Below are 17,141 nucleotides of genomic sequence, written 5' to 3'. Positions count from 1 at the left end.
GGAAGTAAGTATTAACTAGTTATATTAGGTTTAGTTTACCCATTCACCATTGGCATTGACAGTATATCCGTCTACAGTTGTATTGACTGCGAGGGCACCTGAGCCATTGACATAGTACCATTTATCTGATACTTTGAACCATTGGCTCGCTTTCATAGCACCTGATGCTTCAAGATAGTACCAGGTATCTCCATCTTTCACCCAACCTGTTGCCATTGAACCGTTAGCATTTAGGTAGTACCATGAACCGTTGACTTTAGCCCAACCTGTTGCCATAGCGCCGTTAGCGTTGAGGTAGTACCATGAACCATTGTATTGGAGCCATCCTGTCGCCATAGCACCATTAGCGTTGAGGTAGTACCATAAGCCATTGTTTTGGAGCCAACCTGTTACCATAGCTCCACTAGCGTTGAGGTAGTACCATGAACCGTTGTCTTGTAGCCATCCTGTCGCCATTGAACCATCAGTATTGTAGAAATACCACATACCGTTTTCTTGTTTCCAACCTGTTTTTGGAGTGGCTGGTTGTGCTGGTTTTACTACAGAATATGAGCTGTATGATGGAACATATGATGAGTATGAAGGGACATATGTCGGATTAGATGGTCTTGCAGGAACAGAAGGTTGTGCTGGAGTTTCAGTTTTTGGCGGTTGCTGTTGAGTCAAGCGGTTATATGCTTCTTCTGATTTACGAGCATAGTCTTCTTCAGCTTGTTGATCATCTGTTTTCTCTGGTTTTGCTGGAATTTCAGCTGGTTTTTCAGTTTTTGGAGGTTGCTGTTGAGTCAAGCGGTTATATGCTTCTTCTGATTTACGAGCGTAGTCTTCTTCAGCTCTTTGATCATCTGTTTTTTCTTTTGCTTTTTCTTCTTTAACCTCTTCAAGAGCTTTATTATACAAGTCTATCAATTCATTTAAAATTGACACCTCTTGCTCCAAACTCCTACCAGCTTCTTGAAAATCAGAATTTGCTTTCATCTCGGCTTGAGATAATTTTTCAACAGCAGCTTTAGCTCCCTCAATGATAGCGGGATCTGCATTAGCTTCTTCAGTAGCTTTCAGAGTCTCCTTCGCTTTTTCAAGAGCAGCTTTTACTGCTACAGCAATTTGTTGTTTACTTGCTGTCTCTTTATTTAAAGCATCAACTTCCTTTTGTTGTTTAGCTACAGCATCACCTAAATCATCAGCACGATCTTGTGCTTTTTCTGACGCTGGACGTGCAGCATCATTTTCTTCCCCTTTTTTAATTCCATCTTGAATATCTTTAGGTAAGTCTGTTAGAGATTTACCATCTTGCCTTGTGCTATTAGGGAGATTATCTTTCTTTTCGTCCTCTTCTGTTAATACAGGCGCTTCAGCAGCTTTATTAACATCAGCTAGAAGATCAGTAGCTGATAACTCGCCATTCTCAATAGCCTTTAAAACATATTCTTTCCCGATAGCTTCTTTTGCTTTTTCAATAGCTTTAGGCTTATCTTCAGGCTTGATTTTATCACTATTATTGATTTCCGCTATAGTAGCTTCTTCTACTTTATTCAAAAAGTTTTTTAATTCTTCTTTGGCTTCGGCTTCTTTCTTCTCTGCCTCTACTTTTTTCTTCGCTACTTCTTCTTCTTGAGCTGCCTCATCAGATTTTTTCTTAGCTACTTCTTCTGCTTTTTTAGCTTCTTCTGCTTTTGCTTTAGCTTCTTCTACTTTCTTAGTAAGTTCTGGTTTATTTTTTTCAGCCTCTTCTGCTTTTTTCTTAGTTTCAGCTAACTTATCTGGTTCAGGAACTACTATTGTTGTTTGAATAGTATTAAATTTCTCCTTCGCAGCAGTTTCGTGTTCCTTAGCTTTTTTCTCAGCTTCTTCTGCGGATTTTTTCCCATTTTCGTCGTGATTTCTGATAGCATTTAGATAATCTAGGACCGCTTTTTGAACTTCCTCTGTTGCCTTAGCTATCTCTTCAGAAGCTGCTTTTGCTTTCTCTGCTTTCTCTTCAGTTTTCTTCTGATCGTCTTCATATTTTTTCTGATCAGCTTCTGCTTCAGCTAAAACTTTTTTAGCGTCTTCGTATTCTTTCTTAGCAGCTTCAGATTTTTTCATTGCTGCATCGTAGTCTTTCTTAGCAGCTTCAGATTTTTTCATTGCTGCATCGTAGTCTTTCTTAGCTTGAGACTGGTTAGCTACGGGAGCGTCTTCTGCTCTTACAAAAGTAGGCTGAGACGCAACAAAACCAGCTCCTAAGATAGCGACACTGGCTAGACTTGTTAAAATCATTTTTTTCTTATTCATCTAAATTTACCTCTTTTCTGATAATCATTTTCAGACTATACTATATTAAGTATACCCCCCCCGTAAATACTTGTCAAGTGTTTTATATTACAATTGTGTTACATTTTCGTTCGGAATTTTATTTGTTTTATCAAAGTTTTTATGAAAATCGTTTTGAAAACTTTTGTATTTCTTTACATTCTCTCCCTTAGAGTTTCTCTTTTATACTCACTTGACTTCAAAGACAAGGTGTGTATTTGCTTTTCGATTGCAGATAAAACTCACATTACCATATATCAAAAGGTTGATTTCTGAATTAGGAATAGTCTTGCATATTTGCGATGGATGATGACTCGTTCTTATTTTCAGTAAGTAGCAACTGACTCGAGACACTCCAAAAAAGAGGTCAATGTTCGCCATCAACCTCTTTCTTATCGTTCATTCTTGTTGCTAGTGAGACGGATAACTTACCTCTCAGTCGGCATGTTCATCCTAGCTTACCCATTCACCATTAGCATTGACACGGTAACCATCTGGTGTTGTTGTGTTAACAGCCAAAGCGCCTGAACCATTTGCATAGTACCAGTGTTGACCTACTTTAAACCAACCCGTCTTCATGATCCCTTCTTCATCAAGGTAATACCAAGTACCATTTTCCTTGTACCAGCCTGTTTTCATAGCTCCTGAGCCATCAAAGTAGAACCATCTGCTACCATCTGTTCCCCAGCCTGTAAACATAGCACCTGAGTTACTTAGATAATACACCGATCCATCAACTTCTACAAATCCAGTCTGCATGACACCTAGATCATTCAAGTAGTACCATTGACCACCTGTTTTCAACCAGCCTGTCTTCACATCACCAGACTCATAAAAATACCACTTGCCATTAGACTGCACCCAGCCAGACTGATCAGATGTGGATTTTCTGAAATCTTTCAGCGGTGTTTCTACAACTATAGCTTTACTTTTAACTGTTGAAAGGTTTGAAGCAGTCACTTCTGTGTACTGAACAGCAGAACCATATCCACCAGCCAATTCCTCTGAAGAAGTCGTAGTTCCTAGAGCCAAAGCAACGGTTGCTGCTTTCTGAGGATTAGCTGCATTTTTAAAAGCAGCAAGACCCACATGGGTAAATTTAGGGTTAATCAAGTTCTCATAATAAGATGAAAATTCTTTTGATGTTTTATCTTTCTTTTTCGCCACATAGTGCGCCTTTTCAGCATGCCAGTTTTCAATTGCTTTTAGAAATCCATCAGGATTCAAATCTAAAGCTTCTCCACTTAGGCTATTACCAGATGGAAAGGCAGTCCAGTTGTTTTTGCTGGAAAGACGTTCAGCCTTCAGCGCAACGGATACCTCAGCAGCGCGTACAAAAGCCGTTTTCTCATGGTCAACTGACCATTTTACAGGGACATACTTATCTACCAAACCTTCGTCCGCTGCTTCTTTACGAATTTTATTGATAGCATCTAAAATAGATTGTTGATGAGGAGGCAAAAATTCTCCCTTGATTCCAACCAAAACATTGCCACTAGAAGGTTTTAGCACCTCTGAGGTCAATACATTACCATCAGCAGATTGCGTTGCAACCAGTCTGTCATTCGCAAAAACATCATTTGTCAAAACTGCTCCTGCCAAGGTCAAAGCCAAGGCACTAGCAAATACAATTTTCTTCATTTTCTTTCTTACTCCTTATTGTAGTTTGAATATTATCTTAACAGATACCTTTCAACGTTTAATTATATCATATTTTCCTACTATTTGTCTTTGCTTACCTATTCCTAAATCCCAAAAGTAGGCGCAATGATTCTTTTACTTCACAACAAGTTCATAACGTGTCTTACTTGTGAAGGTTTGACCTGCTTTAAGGATGACTTGGTCTTTGAGGTCACTGTGAATGGCATCTGGTAAAGCTTGCGCTTCAAGGGCAATCCCATTGTGCTGCACCATTGGCTGACCAGCCACAAGTACACTCTCATCCACAAAGTTTGCTGTGTAGACTACAAAGCAAGGAGCTTCTGTCTTGAAAAGCAGGAAGCGACCTGAGTTTTGGTCATAAAGGAATCCAGCATTGTCATGGCCTGCAGGAAGGGCAAATGGATGATCCAAACCAGATACCAGCTGGATTTGCTCATCTTCTTCTGCAAAGATGTCTTTCAATAAGGCACCATTGTAGATGTGTTTAACCACATCACGATTAGCATCTGGAGTTTTGGCAGGAACACCGTCGGGAGCGATTGGGTAAATGCCCTCTGTGTTTAGTTGGAAGACATGACGGTCAATCGTCTGCGTGAAATCACCAGACAAGTTGAAATAGCTATGGTTGGTTGGATTAACCAGCGTATCCTGATCGGTCGTTACCTTGTAGCTGATTTCGTAGGCACCAGTTTCTTCCAAGTGGTAACTGATCCAAATCTTGAGATTTCCAGGAAATCCTCCTGTCCCATCTGTACGCTCTGTGTAGAGGGTCAAGCCATGGTCGCTCACTTCGGCTAGTTCAAACAAGCTCGAATCCCAACCAGTTGAACCACTATGGTTACAGTTGCTAGCATTGTTGACTTCAAGGTCATAGGTCGTACCATTTAGCTCAAATGTCGCACCTGCAATACGGCCTGCCACAGGACCTACGCTCGCTCCATGCTTGGGACTATTGCCTACATAGCTGTCAAAGTCATCAAATCCCAAGATAACATTAGCAAAATTTCCAGCCTTGTCAGGTGTGACATAGCGCAAGATGGTCGCACCATAAGTCATGACCTCAAGTTGGTAGCCACCGTTCGTCTCAAATCGATAGGCCAAGACATCCTTGCCCTCAACATTTCCAAATACACGCTCTGTATATGCTTTCATTCTGTTCTCCTTTTACTATTTCTCCCAAGCAAACAAACCATAGAAAGCCTACTGACAATCTATGGTTTACTTGTATGATTTACAAACTCCTTTATCAAGAATTCATAAACACTGTCTTACTTTTGATATTCGTGGATGATAACACCTTGTACCACACGGTTTACCGTACCTGTAGGAGACGGTGTATCAGGTTTATTTTCTACCTTGAGTGAAGTCAATAGGGCAAAGAGTTGGGCATAAACAATGTAAGGGAAGACACGGTAAATATCATTCAAGACACCGCCACAACCAAGGGCCACTTCTTTGACATTTTCAAGACCAAAGGCTTGATCACTCAAAAGCACAATCCGACGAGCAATCTGATCACCAGCAACTTCACGAACCAAGTCCAAGTCGTACTTCCGAGTGTAGTCTGTCGTTGTACCAAAGACCAAGACAACTGTATCTTCGTTAATCAGTGATTTTGGACCGTGACGGAAGCCAACTGGACTTTCATACATGGTCGCCACTTGGCCAGCCGTTAATTCCAAAATCTTGAGCTGAGCTTCATGAGCAAGTCCAAAGAAAGGACCAGCGCCTAGATAGATGACACGGTTAAAGTCTAAATCAACAAGTTCTTTGACATCTTCTGCATTGTCTAAAACTTTACGAGCAAGGCTAGATACAACTTCAAAACGTTCAGACTTAACAGCAAATTCTGTAGGATCAAAGACCAAGAGAGCTGTCAACATCATAGAGGTAAAGCTAGAAGTCATGGCAAAGCCAGCGTCATTAGAGGCTGCTGGTTGCAAAAGCAAGAGATTGCGGTCATCTCCATGAGCTTGAAGAGCCAATTTCCCATCTGCTGCGCAAGTAATAGTCACTTGATAAAACTCATCCACCAAGGCTTTTGCCAAATCAACAGTCGCCACACTTTCAGGCGAGTTCCCACTACGAGCAAAGGATACAAGGACAGTCGCCACATCTTTTTTCAAATAGATTTCTGGATTGGCAACAATATCTGTGGTCGCAATGGCATTGAAATTCCATTTGCGTTCGTCATAGACTTCCTTAAAGTAAGGTACCAAGGTCTCTCCCACATAAGCAGAAGTCCCCGCACCTGTCAAGATAACCTTGATATAGTCATGTTTATCAGCAATCCCTTGTAGGAAGGCTGCAATTTCATCACGGCGTGCTTGGTATGATTCAAAAGCTTCTTTCCATACATCAGGCTGTTGATAGATTTCACGTGTAGTGATTTCTGCACCTAATTCGATCAAGTCTTCTTTTGTATAATGTAGCATTGAGTTCCTCTTTTTCTATTAAAGATGGGAATGGGAGTAAGCCCCATTCCCATGTATATTCTATATAAAATGCTCTAACGATTTTCACGTTGTCAAATCGTATACTCAATGAAAATCAAAGAGCAAACTAGGAAACTAGCCGCAGGCTGTACTTGAGTACGGCAAGGCGACGTTGACGTAGTTTGAATTTGATTTTCGAAGAGTATTATTCATCTTCTTCATCATCGAAGCCCGCTAACAGGTCATTGACTTTCACAATGCTTTCTGCAGCACGACTCTTGTAGTCCGCATCTGCGCCTGTAAGGCTCGCATTGATAAATTCAATCACCATTGGAAGATTCATCCCAGCATAAAGGTCAATATCACGACCTTCCATGATCAAACGACTGACCACATTACAAGGTGTCCCACCGAGAAGATCCGCAAAGACTAGGAAATCATCCAATCCTTCAATAGCAGCTTCAAATTTTGCAGTAAAGTCTTCTGGGCCATCTTCTGGAAGAAGAGCTACTGTGTAAATGTTGTCTTGTGGGCCCATAATCATTTCTGTGCTACCTTTAAGCTCCTCACAGAAGCGACCATGGCTCACCAAAATTAATGATTGCGTCATAAATTATGCGCCCATTCCAAGTACAAATTTACCAAAGGCAGAAAGAGCCAAAGCAAGTACGATAATGATACCGATAGCTTTAGTAGAGTTCATACCTTTCTTACCAAGCAACCAGAAGATAAAGGCAGTAAAGATTGCTGGAAGCAAGCGTGGGAAGATTTGGTTCAAGATGTCTTGGAAGTCAATCATCTTCTCACCGATTGCCCATTTGTAAGAAATTTCAAAGTTAATCACTGTTGCTACAAGAGCACCCATCATGAAGACACCAAGTACAGATGCAGCGTCAATCAAAGCTGTCAAAGTACTTTGCATGTTGTTGATAAGGTTAACCCCTTCTTTGTAAGCAAATTCCAACTGTTTCCAACGGAAGATGTCATAAGCAACTGCAACTGCAATCCAAAGGAAGATCCCCCAAGGTTGACCAGCGATAGCCATAGTTGCTGCGACTGACCCCATGATAGCAGGTACAAGTGAACCAAAGATTGTATCCCCAAGAGGAGCAAATGGTCCCATCAAACCTGTCTTGATACCGTTAACGGCGTCTTTTGAACCCACACCATCTTTTTCTTCCATGGCAAGGTCAAAACCAGCGATAATGGTATGGAAGAATGGTGAAGTATTGAAGAATTGAGTATGAACTTTCATCATTTCTTTCAATTCAGGAGTTCCATCCCCATACATTTTACGCAATTGAGGCAAGATCATGTAAAGGTAACCAGAAGCTTGCATACGTTCGTAGTTCCAACCTAATTGGAAAGTAAACAAGCTACGTTTGTTGATTTGATTAAAATCTTCTTTTGTAAGTTTGTAATTAGAATTCGTCATCTTCGATTTCCCCACTTTCTGATGGTGTAGAAGGTGCTGCTACAGCTACTTTTTGGCTATTTTTGAAGTGAAGCACTGCAAGGAAAATACCTACGATAGAAATACCAATCATAGACAAACCTTTGAAGTTGTTCACGAAACCAATTTTTTCAGCAACTTCAGCAGGAAGAGTACCTACGATACCAGCAACAGCGCCACCAAGACCTGTTACATATGAGTAAAGAACAGTCAACATAGCTGTCAAACCGAATCCCATAGCAAGGTAGTGAAGGTTACGTTTAACTGGAAGGTAACGAAGCAAGATTGCAAATCCAAGACCTGGAAGCATACGTCCTGCGAGTGTCAAGCCATCTGCAACCCATTGGTATTCTGTAACGAAGTCTACTACGCCTTGTACAAATTCACCACCAAAAGCAAGGGCAAAGAAGACTGGAAGGGCACGAGATAGAGCCCAAGGAATCGCACCAAGCAGGTAGTTGCGTTCAATACCTTTATAGTCATAGCGTTCGATTGCAGCATCCACACGGTGAGCGAAGAAGGTAGTAGTCATACGTCCAAGAACGTCGAAGTAAGTCAAGAGAGCTGCTACTGGTACAGCGATTGTAGTAATTGCAAGCGGTGCATCAATTCCTTGTGAAACAGAGAAGGCTGTCGCAAGAACCGCACCAGAAGTTGCGTCGATACGAGAAGCACCACCGAAGGTACCAACCCCAAGAACGAACAGTTGCAAGTTACCACCGATAAGTAAACCAGTAGTCACATCTCCCATGATTAAACCAGTAATGAAACCAGCAAATACAGGGGAACCTGCAGATGAAACGATCGTCAACTCATCACAGATTTGATAAGCTGAGTACAAAGTGAGAAGTAAAATTTGCCACCATTGTATCATAACAATGACCTCCTAAAAATTTTTTTCCTATTTTAATAAGCTCAAAAAGTCTGAAATTGGATCATTTGGAACCATCTGAGCAGTAAGTTTAACACCTTTTTCTGCCAGTTTGTGGAAGTCTTCCACATCCTTGTCTACTACGTTGATAGAACGTGTAATAGAACGAGTTTCTGGTGTTTGAGACATATTCCCAACATTTAGGGTTTCAAGTGGTACACCTGCTTCTACCAAACCAAGGAAGCGGTCTGGTTTACGAGCCACGATAAAGAGACGTTGGCTATCGTATTTGCCAGCAAGAATATTGGCTGCAGCTTTCTCAACTGGCAAAATACTCAATTTCACACCTGGTGGTGTCGCAAGTTTCAAACCACTCTTTTCAACGTCGTTGTTGACAACTTCGTCATCTACAACCATAATACGTGAAACATTTAGTTTTCCAGCCCAAAGGTTGGCTACTTGTCCGTGGATCAAACGTCCATCGATACGGCATCCTACAATTGTCATAAGTTTTCCCCCTTTATGTGTTTTAGTGTAGGTTTACGAGTTAAATAAATCTCTTCTTTATATTGACCTTCTGTTTCAAAGATAATGATACGATTGGCACCTTCCTTGAGATAGCTATGAGGAATATAAAGTGAGAGGGTTGGGCCGACGTTCCAAAAACGTCCTAGATTCTGCCCATTGACAAAGGCAACTCCCTTACCAAACTCAGACAAGTCTAGGTAAGTACCTTTTGGCTCTTGGACTGTAAAGTCATAAGCGTAAAAGGCTGGTTGTTCTGCTGTCCATCCTTTTGAAAAATCAATTTTCTCAGGATTGTCTAGTGGGAGTGGATAGTGTTTCCAGTTTAGTAAGAAGTGCAAATCCTTACAAACCCCTGTCCGAATTCCCTTACGTTGCGTATCCGCTAAGAACTTATGCCCATAGTTGACACGCCCCATATTTTCTACCAAGATATCTATCATAGATAGCGCTTTCTTTTCACCTTGATAAAAAATATCTTCCCCAATCTCTGTCTGGTATTGGGTTTTAACCCACTGACCATCGACATAAAGCTGGGCCCTATCTCGACCATCAATGATACGAAGTCTTTCTTCTTCTGCATCCCAGTTTGTTTCTGTTCGATAGAGTAAGTAACCATAGCTTTGTCCCAACTCCTCCATCTTTTTAGGATAGAGACTTTCTATCGGACTTGACAAGCTATCCAAGGTTTCAAACAAGGAAACTTTTTCAACTAGTGGAATAGAATCCAACTCCATACTCTCTTTGTAGAGTGGTTCCAACTGTGGATACTCTGGGAAATGTGTCGCCATCATCTTCTTGACTGCCAGATATTTAGCAGTTGGATTTCCTTCTTCATCCAGAAGGGCATCGTAATCATAAGACGTAACTTGTGGCAGGTCCAAAGTCCCTCGAGCCGAGCAACCATTCATGAAGCCAAAGTTTGTACCACCGTGGAACATGTAAAGATTGATAGAGCCTTGTTCCAAAACTTCTCGAACTGCATCTGCCAATTCTTTTGGATCCCGTGTGATAATCGGTTCTTTCCAACGGTTGAACCAACCATCCCAGAACTCCATACACATGAGTGGCCATTTTTTGCCATGTTCATCAAAGAATTCCTGCATCTGTGAAAAGTTATAAGGTGCCTTAGAACCAAAGTTCCCTGTTACAAAGAGGTCATCTTCGATTAAGGTTCCAGCTTTTAGAGTAGCTCTCCATGGACCATCTGACGTAAAGAGGGGACAGGTTACGCCACGCTCTTCCATTAGCTGTCGAATTGCTCTCAGATAATCCTTATCTTCTCCGTAAGAACCATACTCATTTTCAACCTGCATCATGAGGATATTGCCACCATTGTCCAACAGATGTGGAACCAATCGTGGTAAGAGCTGGTCATAGTAGCGACCGACAGCCTCAATATAGGCTGGATCTGATGAACGAATCCTCATATCTTTGGTTAAGAGCCAAGCTGGTAAACCACCGAATTCCCATTCCGCACAGATGAAGGGTGACGGACGAACGATAGCGTAGAGACCCAAATTTTGTGCTGTCTGAAGAAACCGCTTCAAATCCAGAGCTCCTTCAAAGTGAAACTCACCCTCACGAGGCTCGTGTAAATTCCAAGCAACATAAGTCTCTACTGTATTAAAACCAAGAGCCTTCAAGTTATAGAGCGAATGATACCAATCCTCTGGAGGAACCCTAAAATAATGAATGGCGCCAGATAAAATCTTAAATGATTTTCCATCGAGATAAAAATCATCTCGTATCTCAAATCGTGTCATAAAACTACCTTCTGACCGCGAAAGTTTGCGTTTTCATTTGTTGTTATAGTAATTATAAACCAATCTGTTTGAATTGTCAATAGAAATTGTCGGAATATTTACTGTAATTTTACCATTATACACACGTTCAATTAGTTTCAAACATTTTCAGACCCATTTCAAACGCTCTTTACATTCAGAATATGGAACCTAAAATAATTTTGTATAAAATACATTTATAAAATATGAGTAATGCTTATGTAGCTTAATTTTTCAAACTATTTTTCTAATTTTTTATTCAAAAGACTACTATTTTTTTCGCTTTTATGGTAAAATTTTCTGTGGAGAAGGAAAATAGAGGTAAAAATATGGCAATTCCCAAATATCAATACATAAAAGACGAATTAAAAAATAAAATCATCTCTGGGCAGTTTAGCAGTGGAGATAAATTTTACACTGAAGCAGAGCTCATTTCAATGTACGATGTCAGTTCTATCACAGTTGTCCGCGCCTTAAACGACCTTGCTAAAGATGGCTATATTGTCCGCCAACAAGGAAAAGGAACCTTCGTTTCACGTGCACGCAAACACAAGCTTGTAGAGTTTTCAGATATTGAACTCTTTAATGCTAAAGATGATAAGGTAACTGTTCTTTCAATTGAACGCGGAAACAAGCTCGTTTACTTGGAAAAATTGGGTCTACGCGGCGATCAATTCTACTACAAGATTGAACGTGTCCGCGAATCAAACGGTGTCGTTTATATCTACCATACATCCTACATCCCAGAACAATATATCAACGCAAATTATCCAAACCTTGAATACTATAGTTCTATCTATAACCGTTTCAAGTTAGACTACCACATTCACATGAATGATGAACACTTTGAAGAAATCAACGAAATAGTCTTTCCAACTCCAGAACATGCGGCTTCAGTCCTCGGAGTCGATGAACAATTCCCTACTGTCCTACAAACTAAAATCACCAAACTCGAATCAACTGGTCAAGTTTTAGGATACAGTGAAACTTACAAACGATCTGATTATTACAAGATTAAATTCATCTCATGTGACCGTGATCACTAAGAAGAAAGCCTGAGCCTAATCGCTTGGGCTTTTTCTATGATTATTATATGACATAGCAGATTGAAATAGAATATGGACAAATCGATTAGGGAATTTAAAGTAATACTCAATGAAAATCAAAGAGCAAACTAGGAAGCTATCCACAACCTCAAAACAGTGTTTTGAGGTTGTGGATAGAACTGACAGAGTCAGTGTCATATACCTACGGCAAGGTGAAGCTGACGTGGTTTGAGGAGATTTTCGAGGAGTATAAATTCTAAAAATGCCTTAGAAGTAACATTGTACTACTCCAAATTCAACTAAACCCTATTAAAAATGTATAGTATGTTGAAGTTGGAATAGTACGCTGTTGTTTCTAAAACATTGGGAATCTTTTTATAAAAAGAGCTTGAATAAAAAAGAAAAATCGAAGTTCTGCTACTCCTATAAATAGAGTAATAGAACTTCGATTTTTTCTAATTATCCTAATCCAAGACGTTCAAAGATATCGTCCACTCGTTTAGTATAATAAAGAGGGTTAAAGATTTCGTCGATTTCTTCTTGTGTAAGGCGTGATGTTACTTCAGAGTCTGCCTCAAGAAGTGGTTTAAAGTCTACTTGGTTGTCCCAAGAGTAGGCTGTTTTTGGTTGTACCAAGTCATAGGCTTGCTCACGGGTCATGCCTTTTTCAATCAAGGTCAACATAGCGCGTTGGCTGAAGATAAGACCGAAAGTTGAGTTCATATTGCGAATCATGTTTTCTGGGAAGACTGTCAAGTTCTTGACGATATTTCCAAAACGGTTGAGCATGTAGTCAATCAAAATGGTTGTATCTGGTGTGATGATGCGCTCAGCTGATGAGTGTGAAATGTCACGTTCGTGCCAGAGAGCCACGTTTTCATAAGCTGTAATCATGTGGCCACGGATAACACGCGCAAGCCCAGTCATGTTCTCAGAACCGATTGGGTTGCGTTTGTGAGGCATTGCTGAAGACCCTTTTTGTCCCTTAGCAAAGAATTCTTCTACTTCGCGTTGTTCTGATTTTTGCAAGCCACGAATCTCAGTCGCCATACGCTCGATAGAAGTCGCGATGCTGGCAAGAACCGCAAAGTACTCAGCGTGAAGGTCACGAGGAAGGACCTGTGTTGAGATTTCTTGGGCACGGATACCCAATTTGTCGCAGACGTATTGCTCAACGAATGGTGGGATGTTGGCAAAGTTACCAACCGCACCAGAGATTTTACCAGCTTCCACACCAGTAGCCGCATGCTCGAAACGCTCGATGTTGCGCTTCATTTCGCTGTACCAAGTCGCCAATTTAAGACCAAAAGTCGTCGGCTCAGCATGCACACCGTGGGTACGCCCCATCATGATGGTGAACTTGTGCTCCTTGGCCTTGTCAGCGATGATGTTGGTGAAGTTTTCAAGGTCACGACGGATGATGTCGTTGGCCTGCTTGTAGAGGTAACCGTAGCCCGTGTCCACCACGTCGGTAGAAGTCAAACCATAGTGGACCCACTTGCACTCTTCACCCAGAGTCTCAGAAACCGCACGCGTGAAAGCTACCACATCGTGGCGCGTCTCCTGCTCAATCTCCAAAATACGGTCGATGTCAAAGTCCGCCTTCTCACGAATCAAAGCCACATCTTCCTTAGGGATTTCCCCCAACTCAGCCCATGCCTCGTCAGCCAAGATTTCCACCTCAAGCCAAGCACGGTATTTATTTTCTTCACTCCAAATGTTCGCCATCTCAGGGCGAGAGTAACGGTTGATCATGTTGTTTCTCCATATCTATTAAATTAAAAATACTATAAAAATTTAAACAAAATTCTTAAATAATTTACTTTCAATATATACTTCTATATTTGTTTAAGAGATAAGTATAAAATGATTTTATTTTTCCAACTCGTGCAATAAAGTAAGTCGACTAATTATTATTTCCTATAACGAATAGCATATCGTTTCATATTTAATTCTTCAAGATACTCATCAAATTTAACTTGATTAATCTTGAAAAATGGTTTTTCTTTTATTATATCTTTCCGATCAGTACTCTTAATATCTTTAAGTTGTTTTAAACGATTAACTAACCACGGATTAATAATAAAGTTCTTACGACCATCACAAATACTAAACAAGCCAAAAATACTATCTGGGTAAATTATTTCTCTAAGTAAAACTTCCCCCTCACTATCTGATAACTCTAAGAGTTCCTTAGGGAAACTATACAGTTGAGAGGGATCAAGCATATTATTAATTTCCTCAAATCCAAAAATAATTAAACCCTCACCTTTCGGGTTATTACAACCCTTAGAATATTCTTGTGCAATTTCAAGACTAGAATCTCCGACAGATACCGAAATAAACTTAGATTTATATTTTTTGAATTCTGAATCGCTCTCCCCATCAATATGTTTAACTATTTGGCTCATCTCATCATCTAAACAAACTTCATTTTCTCTGTAAAAATTTACCCCTTTTTGACCAACAATGAAAAATTTATTTAATTTCTTCTCTAAAAACACCTGAGTATCTTCTTCCATCAAATTCAGAATATCTCCGCGATAATAAGTAAAATACTCTAGACTTTCATTAATTACACTGATATATTGTTTAAACAAATCAATTATATACGTTTCGAGAGTAATAAACTCATAGTTATCCTGATTAGTAATTGTTTTGAAACTAATTCCCTCAAAATCATCGAAAAGTCTATTATTTTTAAACTTATCTGTTTTTTTCATTTAAAATTCCTTATCTTTTATCTGTAATAACTTGTCTTCTTTTGCTAGTATCAACGATTACTGTAAACATATTCCTTCAACAAAAATCCCTGAAAATAAATTTAATTGTTACATATTATGCTTGATATTATTGATTAATTTTATTTCTTCAGAAGTATAAGCAGAATAGTTTAATTGTTTTTTCATCATCAAGTCAAATATTATTTTTTGGTTTTTTCCGATATGTAATAAAATAATCCAAACAATAAAACCAAAAACAAACAAGATAACTGAAAATAAAAATTTATTCATAATATCTATGTTATCAGAAAAAAGAGATTTAAGAGAGATCGAAAATAAAGCTAAATTTAGTAATAACTGAATTCTATTTTTTGATAAATTCCAGTACAAATCAAAATAATCTGAATTAAAATCATCTCTGAATTTCATGCTACTAGTAATTTTGTGCGACGCTACAAATATTTCATAAAAATAATCAAGTATTACATTTGAAACAATCAATATAAAGAAACTCTGAAATATTTCTGATACCACTACGCCAAGAAGAATAGAGTAAAAAGCAATACCAACTATTATTAATACTATTATTTTTTTCACCTAAAAATCAATCCCTTCCCCGAACTCAACCACACTATCCGGCACATCACTAAACAAAGTCACATGTCCCATCTTGCGATTATGCTTTGCTTCTATTTTACCATACATGTGGAGGTGGGCGCTTGGATTTTCTGTGACATATTTTTCAGCAACCTCGACATGCTGACCGAGGACATTAAGCATGACGGCCGAGGCATGCAGGTGGATAGCTGGCAATGGTGCTCCGAGAATGCCTAGAATATGGGTATCAAACTGAGAGAAGTCGCAGGCTTCAATTGAATAGTGGCCAGAGTTATGTGGGCGTGGAGCAATTTCGTTGACGATAATGTCATCAGCTGTCGCAAACATTTCCACGCAAAGAGTTCCAGACAGGTTGAGCTGTTCTGCGATTCGCACTGCCATAGATTTAGCTTTTTCAGCTAGACTTTCTGAAATGCGAGCAGGCACAATGGTTTTTGAGAGGATGTTGTTGCGGTGGATATTTTCCTGAACTGGAAAAATCGTCACGTCCTTGCTATTTCCAGACACGATGACGGAAATTTCAAGGTCAAAGTTGACAAATTCTTCCAAAACACAGGCTGCTGAGTCAGCTAGCACATAGGCTTCTGCCAAATCTTCTTCTGAACGAATGACCTTTTGTCCATGGCCATCGTAGCCACCTGTCGCAGTCTTGAGGACATAGTTTTTCGACAGGTCCATATCTGCCAAGTCTTGGCTAGAATTTACGACCTTGTAAGGAGCAACAGTTACTTGAGCCTTGTTTGACAAAAAGTCCTTTTCAAAAATACGGTTTTGAGAAATGCGAAGCAGGTCTGTCCCTTGAGGGAGTTGTCCATCCTTGATAACCGCATCCAGACCGTCAGCATCGACATTTTCAAACTCATAGGTGAGGACATCGCAACGCTCAGCCAACTGACGAAGAGCATCCACATCGTTATAAGGAGCCACGATGATTTCCGCCACGCAAGAGGCCGGGCAATCTGCAGCAGGATCCAGCGCGATAACCTTGTGGCCCATGTAGATAGCAGAAATGGCCATCATCTGACCCAGTTGACCACCACCGATAATTCCGATTGTTTTAAATGAGCTCATTGGTAGACTCCTCTGCAATTTTTCCTTGTTCTTCTGCAAAATCTGCCAAAGCTGTCGCGATAGCTTGATCCTCTACTGAAAGAAGACGGAGGGCGAAGAGGGCCGCATTTGTCGCACCGGCTTCACCAATAGCCATTGTCGCAACAGGCACGCCACCCGGCATCTGAACGATAGAGTAGAGTGAGTCCACACCACTAAGCGCACGCGATTTGACAGGCACCCCAATGACTGGAAGGGTTGTTTTTGCTGCGACCATACCTGGCAAATGGGCTGCTCCTCCAGCGCCAGCGATGATGACCTTGATACCACGACTACGCGCTTCTTCGGCATGCTTGAACATAAGGTCTGGTGTGCGGTGAGCAGAAACAACTTTCTTTTCGTAGGCTACACCGAAGCGGTCTAGAACCTCTGCTGTTTTTTGCATGGTGGCCCAGTCGGATTTTGAGCCCATGATGATGGAAATAATTGCTTTAGTCATAATTTCCCTTTTCTTTCTTTTCTTTTTTCAATCACCTTAAGTTGTGAGGGACGGCAGCAGTCACCAAAGGTGTCTCATGCCTAAATTGGAAGACCTTGGGCTTCCAATTTCCCTGAACGATTGGATGATTGTTCTATATTAGCTCGCAATGTTATGCGCCCATTAACATATTTTGTGAAT

At 40.3% G+C, this 17,141-nt stretch carries 16 protein-coding genes; 2 read left to right on the top strand and 14 right to left on the bottom strand.

Going from position 1 to position 17,141, the window contains the following annotated elements; genetic code table 11:
- Window positions 1-30 precede the first annotated feature (30 nt).
- From ACLV7Q_RS00490 to ACLV7Q_RS00450, 9 genes are all read right to left on the bottom strand, one after another.
- Window positions 31-2,277, bottom strand: a complete 2,247-nt coding sequence (locus ACLV7Q_RS00490) for a hypothetical protein (RefSeq protein WP_218757532.1) — start codon at window positions 2,275-2,277, stop codon at window positions 31-33.
- 471 nt (window positions 2,278-2,748) lie between these two features.
- Complete coding sequence (locus ACLV7Q_RS00485; RefSeq protein WP_218757531.1) at window positions 2,749-3,936, bottom strand: CAP domain-containing protein; 1,188 nt, start codon at window positions 3,934-3,936, stop codon at window positions 2,749-2,751.
- 135 nt (window positions 3,937-4,071) lie between these two features.
- Window positions 4,072-5,109, bottom strand: coding sequence for an aldose epimerase family protein (locus ACLV7Q_RS00480; protein ID WP_218757530.1), 1,038 nt, complete (start codon window positions 5,107-5,109; stop codon window positions 4,072-4,074).
- Between the two features lie 116 nt (window positions 5,110-5,225).
- Entirely contained in the window at window positions 5,226-6,392 is a 1,167-nt protein-coding gene (locus ACLV7Q_RS00475; protein WP_218757529.1) for an SIS domain-containing protein, read from the bottom strand.
- A gap of 205 nt (window positions 6,393-6,597) precedes the next feature.
- Entirely contained in the window at window positions 6,598-7,002 is a 405-nt protein-coding gene (locus tag ACLV7Q_RS00470) for a PTS sugar transporter subunit IIA (protein ID WP_218757528.1), read from the bottom strand.
- 3 nt (window positions 7,003-7,005) lie between these two features.
- Window positions 7,006-7,827 (bottom strand): PTS system mannose/fructose/sorbose family transporter subunit IID, encoded by an 822-nt coding sequence (locus ACLV7Q_RS00465; protein WP_016398555.1) that lies wholly within the window; start codon window positions 7,825-7,827, stop codon window positions 7,006-7,008.
- Window positions 7,814-8,719, bottom strand: coding sequence for a PTS mannose/fructose/sorbose/N-acetylgalactosamine transporter subunit IIC (locus tag ACLV7Q_RS00460; protein WP_000617006.1), 906 nt, complete (start codon window positions 8,717-8,719; stop codon window positions 7,814-7,816). The genes ACLV7Q_RS00465 and ACLV7Q_RS00460 overlap by 14 nt, the downstream gene beginning before the upstream one ends.
- A 27-nt stretch (window positions 8,720-8,746) precedes the next feature.
- A complete protein-coding gene (locus ACLV7Q_RS00455) occupies window positions 8,747-9,223 on the bottom strand; it encodes a PTS sugar transporter subunit IIB (protein ID WP_050975943.1) in 477 nt (158 codons plus the stop codon).
- Window positions 9,220-11,007, bottom strand: a complete 1,788-nt coding sequence (locus ACLV7Q_RS00450; protein WP_218757527.1) for a glycoside hydrolase family 35 protein — start codon at window positions 11,005-11,007, stop codon at window positions 9,220-9,222. Before ACLV7Q_RS00450 ends, ACLV7Q_RS00455 begins: the two co-directional genes overlap by 4 nt.
- 347 nt (window positions 11,008-11,354) lie before the next feature.
- Between ACLV7Q_RS00450 and ACLV7Q_RS00445 the strand changes: the two genes are divergently transcribed.
- Window positions 11,355-12,071, top strand: a complete 717-nt coding sequence (locus ACLV7Q_RS00445; protein ID WP_061439975.1) for a GntR family transcriptional regulator — start codon at window positions 11,355-11,357, stop codon at window positions 12,069-12,071.
- Between the two features lie 109 nt (window positions 12,072-12,180).
- Window positions 12,181-12,303 carry a hypothetical protein gene (locus tag ACLV7Q_RS00440; protein WP_411865974.1) on the top strand — a complete coding sequence of 41 codons (123 nt, stop codon included), beginning with the start codon at window positions 12,181-12,183 and terminating at the stop codon, window positions 12,301-12,303.
- Between the two features lie 227 nt (window positions 12,304-12,530).
- On the opposite strand, the gene purB is transcribed toward ACLV7Q_RS00440, so the two are convergent.
- The 5 genes from purB to purE form a co-directional block, all read right to left on the bottom strand.
- The gene (gene purB / locus ACLV7Q_RS00435; protein WP_218757526.1) at window positions 12,531-13,826 is read right to left on the bottom strand and encodes an adenylosuccinate lyase; all 1,296 of its coding nucleotides are present in this window, start codon (window positions 13,824-13,826) and stop codon (window positions 12,531-12,533) included.
- A gap of 158 nt (window positions 13,827-13,984) precedes the next feature.
- A complete protein-coding gene (locus tag ACLV7Q_RS00430) occupies window positions 13,985-14,794 on the bottom strand; it encodes a hypothetical protein (RefSeq protein WP_176139927.1) in 810 nt (269 codons plus the stop codon).
- A gap of 108 nt (window positions 14,795-14,902) precedes the next feature.
- Complete coding sequence (locus ACLV7Q_RS00425) at window positions 14,903-15,391, bottom strand: hypothetical protein (protein ID WP_176139928.1); 489 nt, start codon at window positions 15,389-15,391, stop codon at window positions 14,903-14,905.
- Window positions 15,392-16,483: a 5-(carboxyamino)imidazole ribonucleotide synthase gene (purK, locus tag ACLV7Q_RS00420; RefSeq protein WP_218757525.1), complete on the bottom strand. Its 1,092-nt coding sequence runs from the start codon at window positions 16,481-16,483 to the stop codon at window positions 15,392-15,394.
- Window positions 16,470-16,961, bottom strand: a complete 492-nt coding sequence (gene purE / locus ACLV7Q_RS00415) for a 5-(carboxyamino)imidazole ribonucleotide mutase (RefSeq protein WP_218757524.1) — start codon at window positions 16,959-16,961, stop codon at window positions 16,470-16,472. Before purE ends, purK begins: the two co-directional genes overlap by 14 nt.
- Window positions 16,962-17,141: the final 180 nt, after the last annotated feature.

Source organism: Streptococcus mitis (assembly GCF_965111725.1).
Lineage (GTDB): Bacteria > Bacillota > Bacilli > Lactobacillales > Streptococcaceae > Streptococcus > Streptococcus mitis_DV.
This window is presented reverse-complemented; position numbering and strand designations above follow the sequence as displayed.

Bases quoted from the DNA above. Each gene is read 5' to 3' on its own strand.
- ACLV7Q_RS00490 (WP_218757532.1), bottom strand. From the start codon at position 2,277: ATGAATAAGAAAAAAATGATTTTAACAAGTCTAGCCAGTGTCGCTATC.
- ACLV7Q_RS00485 (WP_218757531.1), bottom strand. From the start codon at position 3,936: ATGAAGAAAATTGTATTTGCTAGTGCCTTGGCTTTGACCTTGGCAGGA.
- ACLV7Q_RS00480 (WP_218757530.1), bottom strand. From the start codon at position 5,109: ATGAAAGCATATACAGAGCGTGTATTTGGAAATGTTGAGGGCAAGGAT.
- ACLV7Q_RS00475 (WP_218757529.1), bottom strand. From the start codon at position 6,392: ATGCTACATTATACAAAAGAAGACTTGATCGAATTAGGTGCAGAAATC.
- ACLV7Q_RS00470 (WP_218757528.1), bottom strand. From the start codon at position 7,002: ATGACGCAATCATTAATTTTGGTGAGCCATGGTCGCTTCTGTGAGGAG.
- ACLV7Q_RS00465 (WP_016398555.1), bottom strand. From the start codon at position 7,827: ATGACGAATTCTAATTACAAACTTACAAAAGAAGATTTTAATCAAATC.
- ACLV7Q_RS00460 (WP_000617006.1), bottom strand. From the start codon at position 8,719: ATGATACAATGGTGGCAAATTTTACTTCTCACTTTGTACTCAGCTTAT.
- ACLV7Q_RS00455 (WP_050975943.1), bottom strand. From the start codon at position 9,223: ATGACAATTGTAGGATGCCGTATCGATGGACGTTTGATCCACGGACAA.
- ACLV7Q_RS00450 (WP_218757527.1), bottom strand. From the start codon at position 11,007: ATGACACGATTTGAGATACGAGATGATTTTTATCTCGATGGAAAATCA.
- ACLV7Q_RS00445 (WP_061439975.1), top strand. From the start codon at position 11,355: ATGGCAATTCCCAAATATCAATACATAAAAGACGAATTAAAAAATAAA.
- ACLV7Q_RS00440 (WP_411865974.1), top strand. From the start codon at position 12,181: ATGAAAATCAAAGAGCAAACTAGGAAGCTATCCACAACCTCAAAACAG.
- purB (WP_218757526.1), bottom strand. From the start codon at position 13,826: ATGATCAACCGTTACTCTCGCCCTGAGATGGCGAACATTTGGAGTGAA.
- ACLV7Q_RS00430 (WP_176139927.1), bottom strand. From the start codon at position 14,794: ATGAAAAAAACAGATAAGTTTAAAAATAATAGACTTTTCGATGATTTT.
- purK (WP_218757525.1), bottom strand. From the start codon at position 16,483: ATGAGCTCATTTAAAACAATCGGAATTATCGGTGGTGGTCAACTGGGT.
- purE (WP_218757524.1), bottom strand. From the start codon at position 16,961: ATGACTAAAGCAATTATTTCCATCATCATGGGCTCAAAATCCGACTGG.